We start from the raw sequence: 22,452 nt of genomic DNA, 5'->3' as shown, positions 1-22,452 counted from the left end.
GCCGGCCACGATGCGCTCGGTCCAGTCGCGCTCGACCGCCATCGCAGCCAGGCCCGAGGGCAGGCCGAGGCGGGCGTTCATGTCGGCGATCGCCGCCGGGATGTCGCCCGCCGAGGCCAGGCCCATCGCATGGGCCATGCGCTCCAGGCGACGGTCGGCCCTGACGCTGTCGGCCTGGGCGTTGAAGCGCACGACCGCGGGCAGGAACATCGCGTTCAGCGTGCCGTGATGCAGCTTCGGGTTCACGCCGCCGAGGCTGTGCGACAGCGAATGCACGCAGCCCAGGCCCTTCTGGAAGGCCATCGCACCCTGCATCGACGCGCTCATCATCTGGCGACGGGCCTCGCGGTCGGCGCCGTTGCTCGTGGCGCGCTCGATGTGGGCCCAGGCGCGCTCCAGGCCGTCGAGCGCGATGCCGTCGGCGGGCGGATTGAAGGCCGCCGACATGAAGGTCTCCATGCAGTGCGCGACCGCGTCCATGCCGGTCGCGGCGGTCAGGCCGGCCGGCAGGCCGAGCGTGAGCTCGGGGTCGCAGATCGCGGCCTTGGGCACCAGGTGCCAGGAGTGGAAGCCGAGCTTGCGGTGGTCGTCGACGATGACGATCGCGCCGCGTGCGACCTCGCTGCCGGTGCCGGCGGTGGTGGGCACCGCGATCAGCGGCGCAGCCGCGGCGGTGATCTTCGGCGAGCCGCCTTCGATGGTGGCGTAGGTCTTCAGCTCGCCCGGATGCGTGGCCAGGATCGCCAGGCCCTTGGCGAGGTCGATGCTGGAGCCGCCGCCGACCGCCACCAGGCCGTCGGCCTTGTGCGCATTCCAGGCCTCGCGCGCGGCCCGCACCGCGGCCTCGGTCGGGTTGGACGGCGTCTGGTCGAAGACGGCGACCGGCAGGTCCTTCAGCGCGTCGAGCGCCTTCTGCAGCACGCCCGCGGCGCGCACGCCGGCGTCGGTGACCACCAGCGGCCGGGTGATGCCGATGCGCGCGCATTCGGCGGCCAGTTCGCGCACCGCGCCGAAGTCGAACTGGATCTGGGTGACGTAGAAGATGCTGGCCATGGTGGGCGGGGCAGGAAGTCCGGGCGGGCGACAGTATGCTCGCGCCATGAGCCTGGATGCCCTGACCCCGACCATGCGCGACGTGCTGGAGCGCATCTCGCGCGCCGGCCGGCCGCCGATGCACACCCTGTCGGTCCACGAGGCGCGCGCCAGCTATGCGATGGGGGCCGAGATCCTGGACCTGCCGCGCGCACCGCTGGCCCGCGTCGAGGACCTGACGATCCCGGTGCGCGACGGCGCCGCCGTGTCGGCGCGCCTGTATGCCGAGTCGCGCGCCACGCTGCCGGTGCTGCTGTACCTGCACGGCGGCGGCTTCACCATCGGCAACCTCGAGACCCACGACAGCCTGTGCCGCCAGCTGGCGCTGAAGAGCGGCGCGGCGGTGCTGTCGCTGGCCTACCGGCTGGCGCCCGAGCACCGTTTTCCGGTCGCGGTCGAGGACTGCTGGGACGCGCTGCAGTGGCTGGCCGGGCCGGGCGCGGATTCGCTGGGTCTGGACGGCAGGCGCCTGGCGGTCGGCGGCGACAGCGCCGGCGGCACGCTGGCCGCCGTGTGTGCGCTGATGGCGCGCGACGCCGGCCTGAGGCTGGCTCTGCAGCTGCTCTTCTATCCCGGCACCACCGCCCACCAGGACACCGACTCGCACCGCCGCTACGCGCAGGGCCTGCTGCTGGACAAGCCGATGATCGACTGGTTCTTCGGCCGCTACATCTTCCTGTCGGAGCGCAAGGACTGGCGCTTCGCGCCGCTGCTGGCGCCGGACCACGACGGCGTCGCGCCGGCCTGGATCGGCCTGGCCGAATGCGATCCGCTGGTCGACGAGGGCGTGGCCTACGGCGATACCCTGCGGGCCGCGGGCGTGCCGGTGCAGCTGGAGATCTGGCGTGGCGTGGTGCACGACTTCATCAAGATGGGCCGCGCCATCCCCGAGGCGCTGCTGGCCCATGCGGCGGCCGGCACCGCGCTGAAGGAGGCCCTGCGATGAGCGACGGCAGCCCGCGCAAGCGCCAGGACTTCCGCCACCTCCATCGCCTGCGCGTGCGCTGGGCCGAGGTCGACATGCAGGGCATCGTCTTCAACGGCCATTACCTGATGTACCTGGACACCGCCGTCGCCGACTACTGGCGTGCGCTGGCCCTGCCGTATGCCGAGTCGATGCAGCACTTCGGCGGCGATCTCTACGTGCGCAAGGCGACGCTGGAATACGAGGCCTCGGCGCGCTACGACGACGTGCTGGACATCGGCATCCGCTGCGGGCGCATCGGCAACTCGTCGATGATGTTCGAGGGCGTGGTGTTCCGCGCCGACCAGCGCCTGGTCGGCGGCGAGCTGGTCTACGTCTTCGCCGATCCGGCCACGCAGACCAGCAAGCCGGTGCCGCCGGACTTTCGCGCGGTGCTGCAGGACTTCGAGGCCGGGCAGTCGATGATCCAGGTGCGCAGCGGCGGATGGGACGAGCTGGGCTCCGATGCCCACGCGATCCGCACCGAGGTCTTCATCCAGGAGCAGAAGATCCCCGCCGACCTGGAATGGGACGAGGCCGACGCCGCCTGCCTGCATGCGGTGGCCTACAACCGCATCGGCATGCCGCTCGCGACGGGCCGCCTGCTGGAGCATGTGCCGGGTGTCGCGAAGATCGGCCGCATGGCGGTGCGCCAGCCGATGCGCGGCGGTCGCGCCGGCCGCAGCGTGCTGGACGCGCTGATGGCCGCGGCCCGCGCGCGCGGCGACCGCGAGGTGCTGCTGCATGCGCAGACCTCGGCCGCCGGCTTCTACGCCCGGGCCGGCTTCGTGCCGCGCGGGCCGGAGTTCGACGAGGCGGGCATCCCGCACATCGAGATGGTGCGGGCGCTGTAGGCCCGCGAGACGCGACGGGAGATCGAATCATGACCACGGCCCGCGATGCACTGTTCAAGAAGCTGGCAGCCGAGCTGGGCATCGACCACGCCGAGGAGGTGAAGGCCGTGCCGCGCTACGAGGTCGCGGTCGAGCACGAGGGCGAGCTCTACGTCAGCGGCATGATCCCGCGCGTGCGCGGCGCGGTCGCCGTCACCGGCAGCGTCGGCGCCGACGTCTCGCTGGAGGAGGGCCGCCACGCGGCGCGGCTGTGCGTGCTGCGCGCGCTGGCCGTCGTCCGGCAGACCGTGGGCACGCTGGACCGCGTGAAGCGCATCCTGCGCATGACGGTCTACGTGAAGAGCGCCGCCAACTTCACCGAGCAGAGCGAGGTGGCCGATGCGGCGTCCGACATCCTCTACACGGTGTTCCAGCCCTCGGGCGGGCACACGCGGACTTCGATCGGCGTGCTGCAGCTGCCGAAGAACGCCGCGGTCGAGATCGACATGATCGTCGCGCTGGGCGAGCGCGAGGCCGGCACCAGCACGTTCTGAGGACGGCGCTCAGCCGCCGGCGTCCAGCGCCTCGAGCGCCTCGCCCAGCTCCAGCCAGCGCGCCTCGAGCGCATCGACCTCGTCGCCCAGGGCCTTGAGGCGGCGACCGCGCTCGGCCCGCTCGGCGGCGTCGAGCCCGGCCTCGCCCAGGCTCGCGGCCAGCGCGTCACGCTGCGGCGTCGCCTCGGCGATGCGGGCCTCGACGCGGGCCTGCTCGGTCTTCAGCGGCCTGGCGCGGTCGGCGTTTCGCTGGCGGGCCTGCGCCTGGGCCTTGCGGTCCTCGCGCCGGCCGCCGGCATCGGCGGGGGCGGCCGGCGGCGGCGCCGCGGCCTGGGTGCGCAGGGCCTGCGCATAGGCGCGGGACTGCTCGCGCGACTGCTCGAGCAGCCAGCGCTGGTAGTCGTCGAGGTCGCCGTCGAAGTCGCGCACGCCACCGCCGCTGACGAGCCAGAACTCGTCGCAGACCTCGCGCAGCAGCGCGCGGTCGTGGCTGACCAGCATCACCGTGCCCTCGAACTCGTTGAGGGCCATCGACAGCGCCTCGCGGGTCTGCAGGTCCAGGTGGTTGGTCGGCTCGTCCAGCAGCAGCAGGTTGGGGCGCTGCCAGACGATCATCGCCAGCACCAGGCGCGCCTTCTCGCCCCCGGACAGCGAGCCGACCTGCTGGTGGACCATGTCGCCGCTGAAGCGGAACTGGCCGAGGAAGTTGCGCAGTTCCTGCTCGCGCGCGCCGGGCGACACCTGCTTGGCGAGCCGCACCATGTGCTCCATCGGTCCGCTGTCGGGCGTCAGCAGGTCCATCTCCTGCTGCGCGAAGTAGCCGATCGCCAGGCCCTTGCCCTCGGTCACGCTGCCGGCGATGGCGGGCAGGGTGCGCGCCAGCGTCTTGACCAGCGTCGACTTGCCCTGGCCGTTGGCGCCGAGGATGCCGATGCGCTGGCCCGGCTGGACCGAGCGGTTGATGTCGCGGACGATGGTGATGGGGTCACCGCCTTCGACGGCGTAGCCACATCGCATCTCCCGCATCGCGAGCATCGGATTCGGGAGGTTCTGCGGCTCCTTGAACTCGAAGCTGAAGTCGGCCGCGGTCAGCACCGGGGCGATCTTCTCCATGCGCTCCAGCGCCTTGACGCGGCTCTGCGCCTGCTTGGCCTTGCTGGCCTTGGCCTTGAAGCGGTCGATGAAGCGCTGCAGCTGCGCCACCTTGTCCTGCTGGCGGCTGAAGGCGGCCTGCTGCTGGCTCAGGCGTTCGGCGCGCATCATCTCGAAGGCGCTGTAGTTGCCGCCGTAGCGCGTGAGCTGCGTCTCCTCGAGGTGAACCGTGACCTGGGTGATCGCGTCGAGGAACTCGCGGTCGTGGCTGATGACGAGCATCGTGCCCTCGTAGCGTTGCAGCCAGGACTCCAGCCACACCAGCGCGTCGAGGTCGAGGTGGTTGGTCGGCTCGTCCAGCAGCAGCAGGTCGCTCGGGCACATCAGCGCGCGCGCCAGCTGCAGGCGCATGCGCCAGCCGCCCGAGAAGCTGTTGACCGGCGCATCGAGCTGCGCGCTCCTGAAGCCCAGGCCGAGCATCAGCGCCTGCGCGCGCGGCCGGGCGTCGTAGGCACCGGCCTCGGCGAGATGCGCATGGGCGTCGCCGATCGCGTGGCCGTCGCCGCTGGCTTCGGCCGCGGCCAGCGCCGCCTGGGCCTCCATCAGGCGCGAGTCGCCCTCGAGCACGAAGTCGGTCGCCGGGTCGGCGGTTTCGGGCATGTGCTGGGCGACCTCGGCCAGGCGCCAGCGCGGGGGCATCGAGAAATCGCCCGCGTCGGCCTGGAGCCGGCCGGTCAGCAGGGCGAACAGCGAGGACTTGCCGGCGCCGTTGCGGCCGACGAGGCCGATCTTCTCGCCGGGGTTCAGAGTGAGGTCGGCGCCCTGCAGCACGATCTTGGGGCCGCGGCGCAGGACGAGGTTCTGGAGTCGGATCATCGGAGGCGGCTTTCGGGGGGCGCAAGCATACCGGGACGGCAGCGCGTCGAACGACTTGCGACAGACATCACGCTCCCCTTGCGAAGCGAGGCGCCGCGGCGGCGCGGCCGACCCTATGCTCGGAACCGTGGCCGCGATGGCCGATCAACTTGCCATGAAGCGCTGGCTGCCCCTCCTCGGTCATCACCTGCGGCTCGAACGCCGCGGGATCAACGTGCACGTCGTGCTGCAGGACCCCGCCGCCCCGGCCGAGGCCGCGCCTCCACCGCCCCGGGCGCCCTCGCGCGCGGTGCGCGGCCTGGACGAGGCGCGCGTCGAGCTGATCGGGAGCCAGCTGCGTGCACTGCTGAAGCGGCACCCGCACGCGCGGTCGGTGCTGCGTCACCTGGGCTACATGGAGGCCGCGCTGCGCAAGCAGGGCGCCGAGGCCCTGGACGAGGTGCCGGTGGACGTGCTGAAGGCCGCCTTGCAGCAGCTGGAGAGCCTGGTCACCAACTGGCAGCAGGAAGGTCTGGCCGAGCTGCGCTCCCGGCTGGCCGTCGCGGTGGTCGAGCGGGCCGAGGAACAGGCCGCAGCCGACGCGGTGGCGGCCGCTCATCCGAAGACGGATGCGATGGACGTGGACGCCCGGCGCATCCACGTGGCCGAGGCCAGCGCCTCGGACTTCGAGGCCGCCCAGGCGAAGTGGGTCGCACCGGCGCCCGGGTCGCCGCCGCTCGACCCCAAGTCCTAGTCCCGGCCGAGCGCCTCGCGCGTCAGCAGCAGCACCTGGTCGGGCCCGGCGCTGGTCTCCAGCCACAGCGCCGGCAGGCGCGGGAAGGCGCGCTCGAAGTGCTCGCGCTCGTTGCCGATCTCCAGCACCAGCACGGCGTCTTCGGTCATGTGCCGCGGCGCCTCGCGCAGCAGCGCGCGGACGAAGTCCATGCCGTCCTCGCCGCCGTCGGCATTGCCGTCGAGGGCGAGGGCCGGCTCGGCGCGGTACTCGGGCGGCAATGCCGCCATCGAGGCCGCGTTGACGTAGGGCGGGTTGCACAGGATCAGGTCGTACGGACCTTCGAGGCGCTGCAGGCCGTCGGAGCGCAGCAGGCTGATGCGGCTGCCGAGCTGATGGGCATCGACGTTGATGCGCGCCACCGCGAGCGCGTCCTCCGACAGGTCGCTGGCATCGATGCGGAGGTCGGGCCAGGCCATCGCCGCCAGGATCGCGAGGCTGCCGTTGCCGGTGCACAGGTCCAGCATGCGGCGCGCGGTCGGGGCGATCCAGCGGTCGATGCTGGCGTCGGCGATCAGCTCGGCGATGAAGCTGCGCGGCACGATCACGCGCTCGTCGACGTAGAAGGCCACGCCCTGCAGCCAGGCCTGCTGGGTCAGGTAGGCGGCCGGCAGGCGGGTGCGGATGCGGCGCTCGATCAGCGCGTCGACCACCAGCCGCTCGCTGGCCGACACCGGCCGCCCGGCTTCGTCGTGCAGCGCGTCGAGCGGCAGGTCCAGCGCCCACTGCACCAGCCAGGCGGCCTCGTCGTGGGCGTTGGTCGTGCCGTGACCGAAGGCGACGCCGGCCTCGGTCAGGCGGTCGGCTTGCAGATCGACGAGGTCCCCCAGGGTCATTTGACAAGGCGCTCCAGCGCACCGCGGTAGATCGCCTGCAGCGGCGCGATGTCGGCCACCGCGACGTGCTCGTCGATCTGGTGGATGCTCGCGTTGACCGGGCCGCACTCGACCACCTGGGGGCAGATTGCCGCGATGAAGCGGCCGTCCGAGGTGCCGCCGGTGGTCGACAGCTCGGTCTCGCGGCCGGTGACCTGGCGGATGGCCTCGCGCAGGGCGGCGATCAGCGAACCCGGCCGCGTCAGGAAGGGCCGGCCGCCCAGGGTCCAGTCGATGCGGTAGCTCAGGCCGTGCCGGTCCAGCACGGCGGCCAGGCGCGACTGCAGCGACTCGGGAGTCGATTCCGTCGAGAAGCGGAAGTTGAAGTCGACGATCGCCTCGCCGGGGATCACGTTGCCCGCGCCGGTGCCGGCATGCAGGTTGGACACCTGCCAGCTGGTCGGCGGGAAGTGCTCGTTGCCGCGGTCCCAGTCGATGGTCGTCAGCTCGGCCAGGGCCGGCGCCAGCAGGTGGATCGGGTTCCTGGCGAGCTGCGGGTAGGCGATGTGCCCCTGCACGCCCTCGACCACCAGCCGGCCCGTCAGCGAGCCGCGGCGGCCGTTCTTGATCATGTCGCCGAGCGCCTGCACCGAGGTCGGTTCGCCGACGATGCAGGCATCGATGCGTTCGCCGCGCTCACGCAGCCAGTCCACGACGCGCGTCGTGCCGTCGAGCGCCGGGCCTTCCTCGTCGCTGGTGATCAGCAGCGCGATCGAACCGGCGTGCCCGGGCGTCGCGGCGACGAAGTCCTCGACGGCGGCGACCATGCAGGCGATCGAGGTCTTCATGTCGGCCGCGCCGCGGCCGTACAGGCGGCCATCGCGATGGCTGGGGACGAAGGGGTCGCTGGTCCAGCGCTCGAGCGGGCCGGTCGGGACCACGTCGGTGTGGCCGGCGAAGGCCAGCAGCGTGGCCTCGCTGCCGCCGCGGCCGCGCCTCACGGCCCAGAGGTTGGTGACGCGGAAGTCGTCGGGGCCGCCCGCGATCGTGTGGCAATCGAAGCCCGCGGCCGCGAGGCGTTGCGCGATCAGCGACTGGCAGCCGTCGTCCTGGGGCGTGACCGAGCGCCGCGCGATCAGCTGTTCGGCCAGGCCGAGCGCCGCACCGGCGGACACACTCACAGCCCGCCGAAGTTGGTGCGCTTGCCTTCGTCGCGCACCTCGAGCGTGATGTCGGTGAAGGAAGGACCGTCGTCCTTCTCTTCCTTCTTGGCGATGAGCTTGGACTGCGCGCCGGTCTCGTTCTGCAGCCGCCACATCAGGTTGGTCGGCGAGTCGGCATACGACAGGCCCTCGTCGCGCGTGATCGTGCCTTCGTTGATGAAGCGCGCGAGCTCGGCCTCGAAGGTCTGCGAGCCTTCGGCCAGCGACTGCTCCATCGCCTCCTTGACGCCGGAGAAGTCGCCCTGGGCGATCAGGTCCGATATCAGCTTGGTGTTGAGCATCACCTCGACGGCCGGCACGCGGCCGCCGGCGGTGGAGCGCACCAGGCGCTGCGAGACCACGGCCTTCAGCGCCGACGACAGGTCGCTCATCAGCGCCGGCCGCGACTCGGGCGTGTAGAAGCTCAGGATCCGGCCCAGCGCGTGGTAGGAGTTGTTGGCGTGCAGGGTGGACAGCACCAGGTGGCCCGACAGCGCGTACGAGATCGCCATCGTCATCGTCTCGCGATCGCGGATCTCGCCGATCAGGATGCAGTCCGGCGCCTGGCGCAGCGCGTTCTTCAGGCCGATCTGCAGGCTCTGCGTGTCGCGGCCGACCTCGCGCTGGTTGACGATGGACTTCTTGTTGGTGAACAGGAACTCGACCGGGTCCTCGATCGTGAGGATGTGGCCGGCCAGGTTGCGGTTGCGGTGCTCGAGCATGGAGGCCAGCGTCGTGCTCTTGCCGGTGCCGGTGGCGCCCACCAGCAGGATCAGGCCGCGCTTCTCGAGGATCAGCGTGTTCAGGATCTCGGGCAGCTTCAGCGAATCGAGCGTCGGGATGTCGGGCGGGATGCAGCGGAACACCGCCGCGATCGAGCCGCGCTGCCGGAAGGCGCTGAGGCGAAAGCTCCCGACGCCGGCCACGCCGAGGCCCATGTTGAGTTCGCCGAGCTCGTCGAGCTCTTCCAGCTGAGCAGGCGCCAGCAACTCGGCCAGCAACTGGCGCGGCTGTTCGGGCGTCAGCGCCTGGTCCGACAGCTGCAGCATCTGGCCGTTGATCTTGATCTGGATCGGTGCGTTGGACGTCAGGTAGACGTCCGAGGCCTTCTTCTCGGCCATCAACCGCAGCACCCGCTCCATGTTTCCGCTCATGCCGACTCCCTCGGTGGCTGTCGCTGCGCGCCCGGATGCCTTCTCAGGCGCCGCGCAGCAGCTCGTTGATGCTGGTCTTGGCGCGGGTCTGCGCATCGACCTTCTTGACGATCACCGCACAGTACAACGAATACTTGCCATCGGCCGAGGGCAAATTGCCGGAAACGACGACCGAGCCGGCCGGCACGCGGCCGTAGCTCACCTCGCCCGTCGCGCGGTCGTAGATCTTGGTGCTCTGGCCGATGTAGACGCCCATCGAGATCACCGAGTTCTCCTCGACGATCACGCCTTCGACGACCTCGGAGCGCGCGCCGATGAAGCAGTTGTCCTCGATGATGGTCGGGTTGGCCTGCAGCGGCTCGAGCACGCCACCGATGCCGACGCCGCCCGACAGGTGCACGTTCTTGCCGATCTGCGCGCACGAGCCCACCGTGGCCCAGGTGTCGACCATCGTGCCCTCGTCGACGTAGGCGCCGATGTTGACGTAGCTGGGCATCAGCACCACGTTCTTCGCGATGTAGCTGCCGCGCCGTGCCACGGCCGGCGGGACCACGCGCACGCCGGTGGCGCGCATCTGCGCATCGTCGAGGTGGGCGAACTTGGTGCCGACCTTGTCGAAGAAGCCCAGGTCGCCGGCGCGCGAGACCTTGTTGTCGTTGAGGCGGAAGCTCAGCAGCACCGCCTTCTTGACCCACTGGTTGACCTGCCACTGGCCGACCCCCTGGCGGTCGGCGACGCGCAGCCGGCCCTTGTTCAGGTCCGAGATCACGGCCTCGACGGCCTCGCGCAGCTTGGGGTCGGCGCTGGTGGGCGACAGGCTGGCGCGGCCCTCCCAGGCGAGGTCGATGAGGGCTTGCAGTTCGGGCGTGGCGTTCGTGGACATGGGATCTCAGCGTGACTGGATGAAGGAAACGATGCGACGGGCCGCCTCGACGCATTCGTCGACGCCGGCCACCAGCGCCATGCGCACGCGGCCTTGTCCCGGGTTGCTGCCGCCGGCCTCGCGTGCGAGGTAGCTGCCGGGCAGCACCGTCACATTGTATTGAGCGAGCAGTTCGCGGGCGAAGGCGGTGTCGCTGCCGCCGCAGACCCGCTCGGGCACGCGCGCCCACAGGTAGAAGCCGGCATCCGGCAGGGCCACGTCCATCACGGCGGCCAGCATCGGCGTCACGCGCTCGAACTTGGCGCGGTAGAGCGCGCGGTTGGCCTCGACGTGGGCCTCGTCGTTCCAGGCCGCGATGCTGGCGCGCTGCACGGCCGGGCCCATCGCGGCGCCGTGGTAGGTGCGATAGAGCAGGAAGTCCTTGAGGATGGCCGCGTCGCCGGCGACGAAGCCCGAGCGCAGGCCCGGCACGTTGCTGCGCTTGGACAGGCTGGTGAAGGCGATCAGCCGGCGGAAGTCATGGCGGCCCAGCGCCGCCGCCGCCTGCAGTCCGCCGAGCGGCGGCTCGCCCTGGAACCAGATCTCCGAGTAGCACTCGTCGGAGGCGATGACGAAGCCGTGCCGGTCCGACAGTTCGAACAGCCGCTGCCACTCGCCCAGCGGCATCACCGCGCCGGTGGGGTTGCCGGGCGAGCAGACGTAGAGCAGTTGCGTCCGTGCCCAGGTCGCGTCGTCGACGGACGCCCAGTCGACCGCGAAGTTGCGGGCGGGGTCGCTGTTCGCGAACACGGTCTGCGCACCGGCGAGCAGGGCCGCGCCTTCGTAGATCTGATAGAAGGGATTGGGGCAGACGACGGTGGCGCCGGGCTTCGTCGCATCGACGACGGTCTGCGCCAGGGCGAACAGTGCCTCGCGCGAGCCGTTGACCGGCAGCACCTGGGTCGCCGCATCCAGCGTCACGCCGTAGCGCCGCTGCACCCAGGACGCGCAGGCCTCGCGCAGCGCGGGCTCGCCGGCCGTGGCGGGGTAGCTGGCCAGTCCGTCCAGCGCGCCCGCCAGCGCCTCACGGATGAAGGGCGGGGTCGGATGCTTGGGCTCGCCGATGCCCAGGCTGATCGGCGCCAGCGCGGCGTTCGGCGTCACGCCGCGCGTCAGCTCGCGCAGCCGCTCGAAGGGGTAGGGCTGCAGGCGCGACAACAGGGGATTCATCGGCACGATTATCCCCAGCGCGCCGCGGGCGGGCGCGGCGCCGGAGCGGCCTCAGGGCAGCGCCCGCGACAGCGCCAGCAACAGCGGCCCGAGTTGCGCCTCGACGCCGCCGCGCGGACCGTCGTGACGCGCCGACGGGGCGTCGCGCAAGGCCAGCTCGAGTTGCCGGGCGGCTTGCGACAGCGAGTCGGCGCCGAGCGTGGCGGCGATGCCCTTCAGGTCGTGTGCCAGGCGCAGCAGCTGGTCGGCGCTGCCGGCCGCGCTGGCCTCGTCGTAGCTGCGCGACCAGTTGCCCATGAAGATCGCCGCATGCTCGACGAGGCGCAGGTAGAGCTCTTCGTTGCCTTCGAGGCGCCCCAGCGCCGTGGCCGTGTCGACACCGGCCTCGCGGGCCAGCACCTCGAGCGCGCGGGCCGGCCGCGGCAGGTGCTCGGACGGCAGCGGCGCGGGCTGGGTGATCGACTCGCCGTCGCGTCGCGGCGCATGCAGCCGCGCGATCGCGTCGAGCAGCGCCGCCTTGCCGAAGGGCTTGCTCAGGTGGGCGTTGCAGCCGGCTTCGAGGCTGCGCCGCACGTCGCTCTCGAAGGCGTTGGCCGTCAGCGCCAGCACCGGCACCGGCGCGCGGCCCTCGTCGGCCTCGAGGCGCCGCAGCTCGCGGGTCGTCGTGTAGCCGTCCATCGCCGGCATCTGCATGTCCATCAGCACCAGGTGGTAGCGCTTCTGGCGCAAGCGCTCCAGCGCCACCAGGCCGTTGGGCGCCACGTCGATGCGGTGGCCGCTGTCGGCCAGCATCTGCTCGACGAGGTAGACGTTGACCGGGTTGTCCTCGGCCAGCAGCAGGCGCAGGGCGTCGGCGGGAGCGGCATCGACCGGGTCGTCCGCTGCGGGCTGCAGCCCCAGGTCGGCTGGAGGCAGCGGCAGCGTGAAGTGGAAGCTCGTGCCCTGGCCGGGCTGGCTGTCGACCCAGATGCGACCGCCCATCAGCTCGACCACGCGCTTGGTGATCGCGAGCCCGAGGCCGGTGCCTCCGTAGGAGCGCGTGATGCTGCCGTCGGCCTGTGTGAACGGCAGGAAGATCGCGTCGAGCTTGCTGCGGGCGATGCCGATGCCGGTGTCGCGGACCGTGAAGCGCAGGCGGTCGCCACCCCCGGGCTCGCGCTGCACCAGCAGGTCGACCCGGCCGCGCTGGGTGAACTTGATGGCGTTGCCGACCAGGTTGAGCAGCGCCTGTTCCAGGCGCTTGCGGTCGCCGCGCACGCCGTCGGGGACCGACGGATCGAGCGTCAGGTCCAGGCTCAGGTCCTTGGCCACGGCGCGCACGCGCAGCAGCGCCACCTGGTCGGCCAGCAGGCGGTGCAGCGAGAAGCTGGTGGAGTCGAGTTCGAAGCGCCCGGCCTCGATCTTCGACAGGTCCAGCAGGTCGTTGATCAGCTCGAAGAGTGTCTGGCCCGACTGCCGGAAGATCTCGACGTGGCGCCGTTGCTGCGGCGTCAGCGGTGTCTCCGCCAGCAGCTCGGCGACGCCCAGCAGCGCCGTCATCGGCGTGCGGATCTCGTGGCTGACGTTGGCCAGGAACTCGGTCTTGGCCTGGTTCGCGGCGTCGGCCACGGCGCGTTCGTAGGCGAGGCGCCGGTTGGCGCGGTTCATCCAGCGCTGCTGTGCCGCGGCGGCCAGCAGGAAGCCGGTGACGATGACGACGACCGGCAGTGCCGCATCGGTCTGCCGGTGCCACACGCTCAGGGCGATCCAGGCCGCCAGCAGGACGGCGACCAGCGCGCCGAGCGCGGCCAGCCCGTCGCGCAGGAGGTCCGGCCGGCCACGCTGCCAGGTCAGCCCGGCCGGCAGCAGGGCCAGGGCCAGGAGCAGGCCGTTGCCGAGCGGTCCCGGCGGATGCAGCACGCGGCCGTCGCGCAAGGCCGCATAGGCGCTGGCCAGCAGCGCGGTGCCCGAGAACTGCCCGCTCGGCGTCATCACGCCGTCGCCGAGGAAGGCGCTGCTGCCGACGAAGACGACGCGATCTCGGATGCGCTCGCGCAGGGCGTCGCCGTCACCGCGGCCGAGCGCCGCGTCGGCGAGCGTGCTGAAGGGCAGCGAGGCGATCGCCTGCGGCGAGGCCGGGAAGGCCAGCGTCGCCATGCCCTGCGCGTCGGTCGGCCAGGCGTGGTCGACGATGCCCCGGCTCATCGCCACCGCCAGCGGGAAGGACGGCAGGACGCGGCCCTGCGCGCGATGCAGCAGGGGCAGCCGACGCAGGCGACCGTCGCTGTCGAGCGGCGTCGTGATGACGCCGACGGCCCCGGGTCGCGACAGGGCCGACAGCAGCTGCGGCGTCGGCGGCGTGAAGGCGGCCCAGTCGGCCGCCGGTGTCGTCGTCGCGGGCAGAGCGACGCGGTCCAGCGGCAAGGCCGGCGGCAAGCCGTCGACCGGGGCCTGGCGCTGGCCGCTGGCCGCCAGCACGACCGGGCCGGGCTTGCCCAGGCTGCGCTGCAGGGCGTCGTCGCCGTCGCGGGGGTCGGCGAACACGATGTCCAGCGCGACCAGCCGTGCGCCGGCATCGCGCAGGTAGTCGATCGTCAGCGCGTAGACGTCGCGCCTCAGCGGCCAGTTGCCCAGGCGCGGCTGCAGCTCGCGCAGCGAGGCGTCGTCGATGTCGACCAGCAGCAGTTCCGGGTCGGGGGCGGACGCGGCGAGCCAGCGCAGCTGGGTGTCGTTCCAGGCATGCGTGAGGCGTTCGTGCAGCGGGCTCAGCCACAGCAAGCCGGCCGCCAGCAGCGCCCCCAGCGGCACCCACAGCAGGCTCGTCTCGCCCTCGGCGGGCCGTGTCAGGCGTTCGAACCAGCGCCGTGGGTCGTTCATCGTCGGCGGCTCACAGCGCCAGCAGCAGCCACACGGCCGGCGGGATCAGCAGCCACCAGCGCGACGTCGGCACCTCGATCTGCTGCGTACCGCCGTAAGGGCCGGCGAAGCCGTCCGGGTCCACGGTGCGGACGCGCATGTAGTAGCGGCCGGAAGGCGGATCGACGAGCGCGATGCTGGCTTGCGCGGTGCGTTCGGCGCGCACGATCTGGGTGAACTCGGCATCGCGCGCCACCTGGACATCGAAGGATTCGCCGGCGGTCGCCGCCTGCCAGCGGAACACCAGCTGGCCGTCACCCACCTGCGGCGGCTCGGCGGCCGGGCTGGGCGGGATGGCGCGCTGAGTGAAAGCCTGCGCGTCGCCGAACGGGCCCTGGTCGCCGTCGGCGGAGATGCTGGCCAGCCGCCAGTGGTAGCGGCCCGGCGGCAGGGCGAGCTGGAAAGCCGGCTCGGCCAGCGCGCGCTCGTCGGCGCGCAGGCGCGTGAACCCGGCGTCGTCGGCGACCTGCAGCCGGTAGCGCGCGGCCACGGCCGGGCGCGTCCACGCGAAGGCGGCGGCGTCGCCGTAGACGCGTGCATCGGCGCCGGGCTGGCTGGTGAACGGCGGCTCGGGCCGCGCCTTGACGACCAGCGTCGTGCTGGCGTTCAGGCCCTCCAGCCCGTCGGCGTCGACGGCGCGCACGCGCAGCAGGTAGCGGCCGTCGGGCAGGTCGGCCCAGCGCGCCGCGGGGTCGGTGAACTGGCCGTCGAGCAGCAGGCGTTCGGGCTGGCCGTCGGCCAGCACCTGGGCGCGATAGCCGCTGGCGCCGGCGGCCGCCTGCCAGCCGAGGCGCAGCGGGATGCGCTCTAGCCGGATGCCGTCGGCCGGCAGTTGCGGCGCAGGCAGCAGCCGGCGCGGCGGCTGCGGCGGCTTGCCGGCGGCGGCGACGCTGCCGAAGCCCGCGTCGACGCGGACCTCGCGACCGGCCGTCGCCGCGACCTGGCCGGTCAGGACCTCGACGCGCGCGCTCGCCGGGTCCGCGTGCGCGCGGAACTCGGTGCCGCGCACGCCGAGATTGACCGTCGGCGTGCGGATCTCGTAGCCGCCGCGGCGGCCCTTCTGCGGCGTGACGACGGTGTCGACGCTGCCTCGGTCGAGCTGCAGGCGCGTGTCCGCCAGCCCGCTGCGACCCAGCACCAGCAGGCGCTCGATGCGGAACTCGCTGTCGGGCGTGGCCAGCAGCCGCGAGCCGTCGGCGAAGCGCAGCGTCAGCGAGGCGCCCGCGCCCGTGCGCAGCACGTCGCCGGCTCGCAGCGACTCGCCGGTCTGCACCGCACGCGACGGCTCGCTGCCGCGCACGACCTGGGTCTCGCCCTGCACGTGGACGACTTCGGCCACGCCGACCTCGCGCCGCAGCCACTTCAGCGGGATGCGCAGCGCGCTGCCGGGCACCAGCCGCAGCGGGTCGGCGATGCGGTTGAGCTTTTGCAGGTCGCGCCAGCCGTAGGGCGCCTGCAGGTAGGTGCCCGACAAGCCGATCAGCGTGTCGGCCGGCGCGATACGGTAGACCCAGTCGCCATCGGGGGACTCGGACTGCGCCCCGGCCGGGCCGGCAGCAGCCAGCAGCAGGCCGCACAGCCAGGGCAGCAGGAGGCGAACGATGCGCTGGCGCATGGTTGGGGCGGGCACGCGTGGGGATGACCGCATGATGCGGCGTGCGGCACCCGGTGTGCAATCCGGTTCCGGCGCCGGCACCACACCCGGAGGGGTGGGGCAGCGATCCCCGGGCGTCAGGCGTCGACGATGGCGCTCAGAAGGTCGTCGTCAGCCCACTGCCTCAGGCAGGCGCCGATGCGCAGCTGCAGCTCGTCCGGGGTGTCGTCAGCGGCCCGCGCCGCGGCGTGCTCGCACGACGCTGCAAAGCCGGTGCCGCCCAGCGCGCCTTGCAGCAATGCGGCCTCGGCCGGATGAAGCGAGCGGAAGTGCGGCTGCAGACCCTTGCGCCAGACGAGCCAGGCGACCGGGTGGTCGCCACGTTCCAGCGGCGGCGGCTCGGTGTCGTCGTCCAGGGCCTGCCAGACCGCGACGGTGTTGTGCTCGAAGACCAGCAAGCGCGCCGTCGGATGCAGCACGAGCTTCAGCGTGCCCCAGGCCTCGGGGGCCACCGCGCCCAATGCCGCAGCGTCCAGCACCGGAGCGTCCGGGCCGTCGAAGGCGCCGCGCAAGGCCCAGTCGAGTCGCGCCAGTTCGGCAACCGCCGGCTCCCGAGGCAGCCAACCGGCCAGGGCGTCGGCGAGGCCGTCACCGAACCAGCGCAGGCTGCGCGTGGTCGGCGGCTGGGCATCGATGTAGCGCAGCGCGGCGCGCTCGAAGCGATCGGCGCCGAGGCAGGCCCGGGTCTTCGCGTAGGCGTCGGCCAGCGCGTCGATGAGCCGCAGGCGATAGGCCTGGGCGTAGATGCCGAGCCGCTGCGCGGCGTGCGCCGCGTCGCCGTCGATCAGCGCCGCGGCATCGGCCGTGCCGATCACGTGCTGCTGCACGAGCGATTGCATGCCCAGCAGCGCGGCGCTCGCTGGACGCCCCTCCGCGCTCATGCCAGGGCCTCGTGCCGGGCTTCGCGTGTCACGCGGGCAGCGATGCCGCGGGCATGGTCCAGTTCGGCGATCAGTTCGGGCAAGGGCGGAATGCGGTCGTCGCGCTCGATCATCGTCGCCACCGGACCGCAGCGCCGCAAGGCCGACTCGTAGAGCGCCCAGACCGGGTCGGCCACCGGCTGGTCGTGGGTGTCGATGATGTGGTCGCCGTGGTCGGAGTGGCCGGCCAGGTGGATCTGCTGGACGCGGTCGGCCGGGATGCCGTCCAGGAAGTCCAGTGGGTCGAAGCCGTGGTTGACGCTGCTGACGTGGATGTTGTTCACGTCCAGCAGCAGCCGGCAGCCGGTGCGACGACAGACCTCGGCGATGAAAGCCCACTCGGTCATGCGCGAGGCACGAAAGCCGACGTAGCTCGACACGTTCTCCAGCACCAGCGGGCGCCGCAGCACCTCCTGCGCCCGGTCGACGTTGCGTGCCACCACGTCCAGGGCCTCGTCGGTGTAGGGCAGCGGATAGAGGTCGTGCAGGACGCGGCCATGCACGCCGGTCCAGCACAGGTGGTCGGACACCCACAGCGGCTCGACGCGGTCGGCCAGCGCCTTCAGCGCGTGCAGGTAGGCGTCGTCGGGGCCGTCGGTGGCGCCGATCGACAGTGCGACACCATGCATCACGACGGGATAGTCGGCGCGGATGCGGTCCAGCATCACCAGCGGCTTGCCGCCGGGAACGAGGTAGTTGTCGGACAGCAGCTCCAGCCAGTCGACACGCTGCGGCGCGGCGAGAAAGTCCGGATAGTGCGCCGTGCGCAGCCCGAGCCCGAAGCCGGGCGACGGCTGCAGCGCCGGCGCCCGCAGCCCCGCACCGTTGCCGGCGCGGGGCTGCGGGGCGGCGTCCGTCTTGTGGACGAAGCTCACGCGCGGATCACAGGTCGCCGATGGTGCCGCCGGCCTTCAGGCACTCGGCCGCGGGCATGCCCTTGAAGCTGTGACCCTTGCAGGCGTTCTGGCCCTTGCAGGCGTTCTCGGTCGTCTTGCAGTCGCCATTGCCCTTGCAGCTGTGCACGCCGTAGCAGTGCACCTTGTCGCTCGCGGCGACCGCCTTGCCCGAGCTGCCCGCCGGCGGCGCGGCCGAGAAGGCGGCGGCCGAGAAGGCCAGGGCGGCAGCGGCGGCGGCGAGTTGCACGCCCTTCGATTGAACGATCATGGTGGTGTACTCCTGAGATGGCATTGAAGCGGGATGGACTGGCAGCGCGCCAGGCCGGACAGTGCTGGTCTTGCGAACCCTCGCACCGACGTGTGTCGCGGTCGCGGCACCAGACTTACACCGCCTCGGCGAAATCCCTGACGAGCCGCCGCGCCGACGGCGCGGGCGATCACCGCCGGCACGCATCGTCTTGTGTGCAATACTATTTGCAGCAACAAGACCCGCCATGGCCACCTCCAGGAAACCCGAAGCCAGTCGCCATCCGGCGCCCAGCGCCATCCTGCTCGACGAGCAGCTCTGCTTCGCGCTGTACGCCGCGTCGCTGGCGATGACGAAGATCTACCGCCCGCTGCTGGCGCAGATCGATCTCACCTATCCGCAGTACGTGGCACTGCTCGCGCTGTGGGAGTGCGACGGGCTGACGATCGGCGAGCTGGGCCAGCGCGTCGCGCTCGACTCCGGCACGCTGACCCCGCTGCTCAAGCGCATGCAGGCGCAAGGCCTGGTCGAGCGCACGCGCAGCGCCGCCGACGAGCGGCAGGTGCTGATCACGCTGACGCGCCGCGGCGCCGAGCTGCAGACGCGCGTCGGCGCGGTGCACGACCAGGTGGCCTGCGCCACCGCCTGCTCCGCGCGCGAGCGCCAGAGCCTCACCGCCGCGCTGCACGCGTTGCGCGGCGCGTTGCTGGCCGGCGCCGCCGGCTGAATCGGTCTTTCCCCCGGCTCGTCGCGGCCTCGGCCGCGCGAGCCCTTGCCGCTCGATCGTCCGTCACCGCTCAACCCAGGAGAACGACCCGATGAAACTGATGCAGTACGGCCTGAAGGCCATCGACTTCCGTCACGCGCAACCGGCGCCCGAGGCCGACGGCTTCTCGCGCCGCGGCTTCGTGATGAGCTCGCTGGCGACCGGCTTCGCCGCCGCCACGCTGCCGGTGTCGGCCCAGACCATCACCACCGACACCAGGGGCCTGAAGGTCGCCGAGGTGATGGTGAGCACCGCCGACGGCAAGATCCCGGCCTATGTGGCGCGCCCCGACAAGCCGGGGAGGCATCCGACGATCCTGGTGATCCAGGAGATCTTCGGCGTGCACGAGCACATCAAGGACATGTGCCGCCGCTTCGCCAAGCTCGGCTACTACGCGATCGCGCCGGAGATGTTCGCGCGCCAGGGCGATGTGTCGAAGCTGACCGACATCGGCGCCATCATCTCGACCGTGGTGTCCAAGGTGCCGGATGCCCAGGTGACCGCCGACCTCGACGCCGCGCTCGCCTTCGCCAAGGCCAGCGGCCAAGCCAACACCGAACGTCTGGGCGTGGTCGGCTTCTGCTGGGGCGGCCGCACGACCTGGGTCTATGCACTGCACAACCCCAAGGTGAAGGCGGCGGTCGCCTACTACGGCCTGCTCGACGGCTTCAAATCCGACATCCGGCCGCAAGACCCGATCGACTTCGGCGATCGGGTCAAGGTGCCGGTGCTGGGTCTGTACTCGGGCATCGACGCCTTCGTCAAGCAGGAGACCATCGCCAAGATGCGCGGCGCGATCGCCAGGTCGGGCAGCGGCTCGGAGATCGTCGTGTTCCCGAACGTCGATCACGGCTTCAACGCCGACTACCGGCCGAGCTACGACAAGGCGGCGGCGACGTATGCGTGGAAGCTGACGCGAGACTGGTTGAAGGAGCGCGGCGTCTGATCGAGCGTCTCGCCTGAACGAAAAGCCCGGCCATGGCCGAGCTTCTTGTTGGCGCGCGCAGCGGTCAGTCGCAGCCGCGCCGTTCCTCGCGCGTCAGGCAGTCGGCGTAGCCCGGGTCGGTCTCGAGCCGGTGCAGCACGCGGGCCGCCACGCCGCTGTCGGGGAAGTCGGTGAACAGGCCATCGATGCCGAGGCCGAAGAACTGCAGGTACTCGTTGACCGGATTGCCGGCGTAGTCACCCGCCAGGCGACGCTGCTCGTTGCGGAAGGTGTAGGCATGGACCAGCAGGCCGGCCCGGTGCGCGCGCGCGATCAGGTCGCCGGCGGGGGCCAGCTTCAGGCTCGCCTCGCCCGCGCCCGAGCCGGCCGGGTTGGCGAGCGTGCCGACGATGTAGCGCTTCCATGGGCCGATGCCGTCGGCATAGCTCTTCACTTCCTTCAGCCCTGCGTCGGTTGTCAGGTAGGCGAAGGTCCGGGCCAGCAGCGCCGGGTTGCCGGAGATGGTCCAGTCGTACGGCCGGTCGTAGGGCGCGGTGAAGTCCAGCGTGCCGTCCGCGTTGACGTCGTTCGCATCGATCAGCTGGACCAGCTTCACGCGCGTCAGCCGGTTCAAGAGCTTCAGGTTCGCCTGCTCGAAGGACTGGATGAAGACCGGCGCCTCGCGGTAGTTCCAGCCGTGGCGCGTCAGCACGTTCAGCAGCCGCTGCTCGAGCGGCAGGCCGAGCTTCTGGTGATAGGTCGGGTGCTTGGTCTCCGGATAGGCACCGACCACGCGGCCGAGCTCGCGGCCCTTGCGCTGCGCCAGCCGGACCACCTCGTCGAAGGTCGGAATCTCGAACTTGCCGTTGAACTGCTGCGGCCGCTCGGCGAAGGCCTGCCGCGCGCGCAGGGTCTTGATCTCGGCCAGCGTGAAGTCGGAGGCGAAGTAGCCTTCCTCGGGGAACCCGTCGACCACGGCCGTGCGGCGGCGTGCGGCGAACTCCGGCCGCGAGGCCGCGTCGGTGGTGTTGACGATGTTCGGCTCGTGCCGCGCGATCAGGTGGCCGTCCCTGGTGGCGACCAGATCCGGCTCGATGAAGTCGGCGCCCAGTTCGATCGCGAGCGCGTACGACTCGAGCGTGTGTTCGGGCAGGTAGCCGCTGGCGCCGCGGTGGCCGATGACGAGCGGGCGGGCGGATTCGGCGCGCGGGCCGCCGCGGCGGTCGTCGGCCGAGGCCGCGGGGATGAAGGCCGCGAGGCCGAGGGCACAGGCCAGCGTGGCGCAGAAGACGGGGATCGATCGCATGGGCACTCCTCCAAGGGGTGCGCGCACGCTAGGGGCCGGTCATGACCCGGCCGTGAGCGGTCGATGACGGTCGCGTCAGAACACGGCCAGCTTGAGCTGCAGCGCGAAGGCGCCGGTCACGTTGCCGGCCAGCGAGGGGATGTAGGTCAGGTTGACGCCGACGCGTCGCCACTCGACCGACGCGACCGGCAGCACGGTCGGGAAGAAACCGCCGTGCCGCATCGCCGGGTAGCCGTCGACGACGCCGAGCGCGGCACCGAGGCTGAACTTCCAGTCGCCACGGCGCGCGCGCGTGAACTCGGGCGACCACACCGCCTGGGCGTAGCGACTGTGCTGGCGCATCGAGTTCCTGTAGGCGCCGGCGGCCAGGCGCCAGTCCTCGTCGAGCGCGACCTCGATGCCGAGCCCGCCGTTCTTCTCGTTGTAGCGACCGGTGTTGCCGCTGCCGACGTGCCGCGACACGAAGCCGGTCGTGAGCCAGAGGTGCTGGCCGTCGGGCTCGTTCGTGTCGGCGCTGGCCGGCACGGCAATCGACAGCAGCGTGACGGCCACGGCCGCGCTGGCGAGGGATCTGAACGGGGATGACGAGGCCATGGTGACGTTCCGGCGAGTTGCTGACTTGCGTCGCAGGTCTCGCAGGGACGGACACGGCGTGGAGCCGATCCGGGCGGGGCACTGGCAAGCAGTGCCTTGTCATCGGCCGGTCATCGACCGGCCTGAACCAGAGTAACAGGGTGTTTGCGCGGCAGATTCGACGCCGCGGCCGACGGGGGGTCAGCCGCGCAGGCCGGATTCCACGGCATGCACCGGCAGATCGACCGGCGGAGCCGGCTTCCAGCCCTTCCTGCGGTGCTCGGCGACGACGTTGGTATAGATGCCGCCGCGCACGTACCAGCGCGCCGTGATGCGCGCGAAGCGCGGCGCCGCCGTCTCGACGAGCTTGCCGAGGATGTCGTTGGTGACCTTCTCGTGGAAGGCGCCTTCGTCGCGGAAGCTCCACATGTACATCTTCAGGCTCTTCAGCTCGATGCACAGCTGGTCGGCCACCATGTCGATCGTGAAGTGCGCGAAGTCCGGCTGCCCGGTCAGCGGGCACAGGCAGGTGAACTCGGGGATCTGGAACTGGATGACGTAGTCCCGCTCGGGCGCGGGGTTGGGGAAGACGTGCAGTTCCTTGGACGGTGCGGTCGGCGGATTCGGCGGCATCGGCCGTTGCCTGGGGGCGGACTTCGGGGCGGATCTGCTGGGGTTCTTGGCCATGGCGAAAGCTCGGTTCGGCCGACGTTTGCTTGCAGTTCGGCGAGGGGCGCGATGCTATCATCCACCGCACTCTCAAGCCGGCGTCCACGCCGGTTTTTCGTTGAATATCAAATAGATAGCGGATAGTCTTCAACTTT

21 protein-coding genes are annotated in these 22,452 nt (G+C 71.5%); 6 read left to right on the top strand and 15 right to left on the bottom strand.

Annotation, left to right across the window (positions count from 1 at the left end; all coding sequences use genetic code 11):
- On the bottom strand, positions 1-1,053 hold a 1,053-nt coding region (locus tag QZV97_RS08460), incomplete at its 3' end, for an iron-containing alcohol dehydrogenase (protein WP_295641120.1).
- Positions 1,054-1,099: 46 nt separating this feature from the next.
- Here QZV97_RS08460 and QZV97_RS08455 point away from each other — a divergent pair.
- The 3 genes from QZV97_RS08455 to QZV97_RS08445 are packed head-to-tail and all read left to right on the top strand — an operon-like array spanning position 1,100 to position 3,443.
- Positions 1,100-2,038 (top strand): alpha/beta hydrolase, encoded by a 939-nt coding sequence (locus QZV97_RS08455; RefSeq protein ID WP_295641118.1) that lies wholly within the window; start codon positions 1,100-1,102, stop codon positions 2,036-2,038.
- A complete protein-coding gene (locus QZV97_RS08450) occupies positions 2,035-2,910 on the top strand; it encodes a YbgC/FadM family acyl-CoA thioesterase (protein ID WP_295641116.1) in 876 nt (291 codons plus the stop codon). Before QZV97_RS08455 ends, QZV97_RS08450 begins: the two co-directional genes overlap by 4 nt.
- Before the next feature lie 29 nt (positions 2,911-2,939).
- Positions 2,940-3,443 carry a RidA family protein gene (locus tag QZV97_RS08445; RefSeq protein WP_295641114.1) on the top strand — a complete coding sequence of 168 codons (504 nt, stop codon included), beginning with the start codon at positions 2,940-2,942 and terminating at the stop codon, positions 3,441-3,443.
- Between the two features lie 9 nt (positions 3,444-3,452).
- Here QZV97_RS08445 and QZV97_RS08440 read toward each other — a convergent pair whose 3' ends face one another.
- Entirely contained in the window at positions 3,453-5,411 is a 1,959-nt protein-coding gene (locus QZV97_RS08440) for an ATP-binding cassette domain-containing protein (RefSeq protein ID WP_295641112.1), read from the bottom strand.
- Between the two features lie 154 nt (positions 5,412-5,565).
- On the opposite strand from QZV97_RS08440, the gene QZV97_RS08435 reads away from it, so the two are divergent.
- Positions 5,566-6,144: a hypothetical protein gene (locus tag QZV97_RS08435; RefSeq protein ID WP_295641110.1), complete on the top strand. Its 579-nt coding sequence runs from the start codon at positions 5,566-5,568 to the stop codon at positions 6,142-6,144.
- On the opposite strand, the gene prmB is transcribed toward QZV97_RS08435, so the two are convergent.
- The 10 genes from prmB to QZV97_RS08385 form a co-directional block, all read right to left on the bottom strand.
- Positions 6,141-7,019, bottom strand: a complete 879-nt coding sequence (gene prmB / locus QZV97_RS08430; protein WP_295641108.1) for a 50S ribosomal protein L3 N(5)-glutamine methyltransferase — start codon at positions 7,017-7,019, stop codon at positions 6,141-6,143. The two genes, QZV97_RS08435 and prmB, sit on opposite strands and share 4 nt — an antisense overlap.
- Positions 7,016-8,173 (bottom strand): succinyl-diaminopimelate desuccinylase, encoded by a 1,158-nt coding sequence (gene dapE, locus QZV97_RS08425; RefSeq protein WP_295641151.1) that lies wholly within the window; start codon positions 8,171-8,173, stop codon positions 7,016-7,018. Before dapE ends, prmB begins: the two co-directional genes overlap by 4 nt.
- Before the next feature lie 2 nt (positions 8,174-8,175).
- Positions 8,176-9,354 (bottom strand): PilT/PilU family type 4a pilus ATPase, encoded by a 1,179-nt coding sequence (locus QZV97_RS08420; protein WP_295641106.1) that lies wholly within the window; start codon positions 9,352-9,354, stop codon positions 8,176-8,178.
- Positions 9,355-9,397: 43 nt separating this feature from the next.
- A complete protein-coding gene (gene dapD / locus QZV97_RS08415; RefSeq protein ID WP_295641104.1) occupies positions 9,398-10,237 on the bottom strand; it encodes a 2,3,4,5-tetrahydropyridine-2,6-dicarboxylate N-succinyltransferase in 840 nt (279 codons plus the stop codon).
- A 6-nt stretch (positions 10,238-10,243) separates the two neighbouring features.
- Complete coding sequence (gene dapC, locus QZV97_RS08410; protein WP_295641102.1) at positions 10,244-11,446, bottom strand: succinyldiaminopimelate transaminase; 1,203 nt, start codon at positions 11,444-11,446, stop codon at positions 10,244-10,246.
- Between the two features lie 51 nt (positions 11,447-11,497).
- Entirely contained in the window at positions 11,498-14,302 is a 2,805-nt protein-coding gene (locus QZV97_RS08405; protein WP_295641101.1) for a CHASE2 domain-containing protein, read from the bottom strand.
- Between the two features lie 10 nt (positions 14,303-14,312).
- Positions 14,313-15,971, bottom strand: a complete 1,659-nt coding sequence (locus QZV97_RS08400) for a FecR domain-containing protein (RefSeq protein ID WP_295641099.1) — start codon at positions 15,969-15,971, stop codon at positions 14,313-14,315.
- A 101-nt stretch (positions 15,972-16,072) separates the two neighbouring features.
- Complete coding sequence (locus tag QZV97_RS08395) at positions 16,073-16,876, bottom strand: DNA-binding domain-containing protein (protein ID WP_295641097.1); 804 nt, start codon at positions 16,874-16,876, stop codon at positions 16,073-16,075.
- Positions 16,873-17,790: a DUF692 domain-containing protein gene (locus tag QZV97_RS08390; protein WP_366558899.1), complete on the bottom strand. Its 918-nt coding sequence runs from the start codon at positions 17,788-17,790 to the stop codon at positions 16,873-16,875. The genes QZV97_RS08395 and QZV97_RS08390 overlap by 4 nt, the downstream gene beginning before the upstream one ends.
- A 7-nt stretch (positions 17,791-17,797) precedes the next feature.
- Complete coding sequence (locus QZV97_RS08385) at positions 17,798-18,079, bottom strand: hypothetical protein (RefSeq protein ID WP_295641096.1); 282 nt, start codon at positions 18,077-18,079, stop codon at positions 17,798-17,800.
- A 226-nt stretch (positions 18,080-18,305) separates the two neighbouring features.
- Between QZV97_RS08385 and QZV97_RS08380 the strand changes: the two genes are divergently transcribed.
- Positions 18,306-18,785 carry a MarR family transcriptional regulator gene (locus tag QZV97_RS08380; protein WP_295641094.1) on the top strand — a complete coding sequence of 160 codons (480 nt, stop codon included), beginning with the start codon at positions 18,306-18,308 and terminating at the stop codon, positions 18,783-18,785.
- Positions 18,786-18,969: 184 nt separating this feature from the next.
- The gene (locus tag QZV97_RS08375; RefSeq protein WP_295641147.1) at positions 18,970-19,770 is read left to right on the top strand and encodes a dienelactone hydrolase family protein; all 801 of its coding nucleotides are present in this window, start codon (positions 18,970-18,972) and stop codon (positions 19,768-19,770) included.
- Between the two features lie 64 nt (positions 19,771-19,834).
- Here QZV97_RS08375 and QZV97_RS08370 read toward each other — a convergent pair whose 3' ends face one another.
- From QZV97_RS08370 to queF, 3 genes are all read right to left on the bottom strand, one after another.
- Entirely contained in the window at positions 19,835-21,055 is a 1,221-nt protein-coding gene (locus tag QZV97_RS08370; RefSeq protein ID WP_295641091.1) for a glycerophosphodiester phosphodiesterase, read from the bottom strand.
- 75 nt (positions 21,056-21,130) lie between these two features.
- Positions 21,131-21,649 (bottom strand): hypothetical protein, encoded by a 519-nt coding sequence (locus QZV97_RS08365; protein WP_295641089.1) that lies wholly within the window; start codon positions 21,647-21,649, stop codon positions 21,131-21,133.
- Between the two features lie 180 nt (positions 21,650-21,829).
- Positions 21,830-22,261 (bottom strand): preQ(1) synthase, encoded by a 432-nt coding sequence (queF, locus tag QZV97_RS08360; protein WP_295641087.1) that lies wholly within the window; start codon positions 22,259-22,261, stop codon positions 21,830-21,832.
- Positions 22,262-22,452 lie beyond the last annotated feature (191 nt).

The organism is uncultured Methylibium sp. (assembly GCF_902826655.1).
Classification (GTDB): domain Bacteria; phylum Pseudomonadota; class Gammaproteobacteria; order Burkholderiales; family Burkholderiaceae_C; genus Methylibium.
Note: the sequence above shows the minus strand (reverse complement) of the source record. Positions and strands in the feature narration are given on the sequence as shown.

Bases quoted from the DNA above. Each gene is read 5' to 3' on its own strand.
- QZV97_RS08455 (WP_295641118.1), top strand. From the start codon at position 1,100: ATGAGCCTGGATGCCCTGACCCCGACCATGCGCGACGTGCTGGAGCGC.
- QZV97_RS08450 (WP_295641116.1), top strand. From the start codon at position 2,035: ATGAGCGACGGCAGCCCGCGCAAGCGCCAGGACTTCCGCCACCTCCAT.
- QZV97_RS08445 (WP_295641114.1), top strand. From the start codon at position 2,940: ATGACCACGGCCCGCGATGCACTGTTCAAGAAGCTGGCAGCCGAGCTG.
- QZV97_RS08440 (WP_295641112.1), bottom strand. From the start codon at position 5,411: ATGATCCGACTCCAGAACCTCGTCCTGCGCCGCGGCCCCAAGATCGTG.
- QZV97_RS08435 (WP_295641110.1), top strand. From the start codon at position 5,566: ATGAAGCGCTGGCTGCCCCTCCTCGGTCATCACCTGCGGCTCGAACGC.
- prmB (WP_295641108.1), bottom strand. From the start codon at position 7,019: ATGACCCTGGGGGACCTCGTCGATCTGCAAGCCGACCGCCTGACCGAG.
- QZV97_RS08420 (WP_295641106.1), bottom strand. From the start codon at position 9,354: ATGAGCGGAAACATGGAGCGGGTGCTGCGGTTGATGGCCGAGAAGAAG.
- dapD (WP_295641104.1), bottom strand. From the start codon at position 10,237: ATGTCCACGAACGCCACGCCCGAACTGCAAGCCCTCATCGACCTCGCC.
- dapC (WP_295641102.1), bottom strand. From the start codon at position 11,446: ATGAATCCCCTGTTGTCGCGCCTGCAGCCCTACCCCTTCGAGCGGCTG.
- QZV97_RS08405 (WP_295641101.1), bottom strand. From the start codon at position 14,302: ATGAACGACCCACGGCGCTGGTTCGAACGCCTGACACGGCCCGCCGAG.
- QZV97_RS08395 (WP_295641097.1), bottom strand. From the start codon at position 16,876: ATGAGCGCGGAGGGGCGTCCAGCGAGCGCCGCGCTGCTGGGCATGCAA.
- QZV97_RS08385 (WP_295641096.1), bottom strand. From the start codon at position 18,079: ATGATCGTTCAATCGAAGGGCGTGCAACTCGCCGCCGCCGCTGCCGCC.
- QZV97_RS08380 (WP_295641094.1), top strand. From the start codon at position 18,306: ATGGCCACCTCCAGGAAACCCGAAGCCAGTCGCCATCCGGCGCCCAGC.
- QZV97_RS08375 (WP_295641147.1), top strand. From the start codon at position 18,970: ATGAGCTCGCTGGCGACCGGCTTCGCCGCCGCCACGCTGCCGGTGTCG.
- QZV97_RS08370 (WP_295641091.1), bottom strand. From the start codon at position 21,055: ATGCGATCGATCCCCGTCTTCTGCGCCACGCTGGCCTGTGCCCTCGGC.
- QZV97_RS08365 (WP_295641089.1), bottom strand. From the start codon at position 21,649: ATGGCCTCGTCATCCCCGTTCAGATCCCTCGCCAGCGCGGCCGTGGCC.
- queF (WP_295641087.1), bottom strand. From the start codon at position 22,261: ATGCCGCCGAATCCGCCGACCGCACCGTCCAAGGAACTGCACGTCTTC.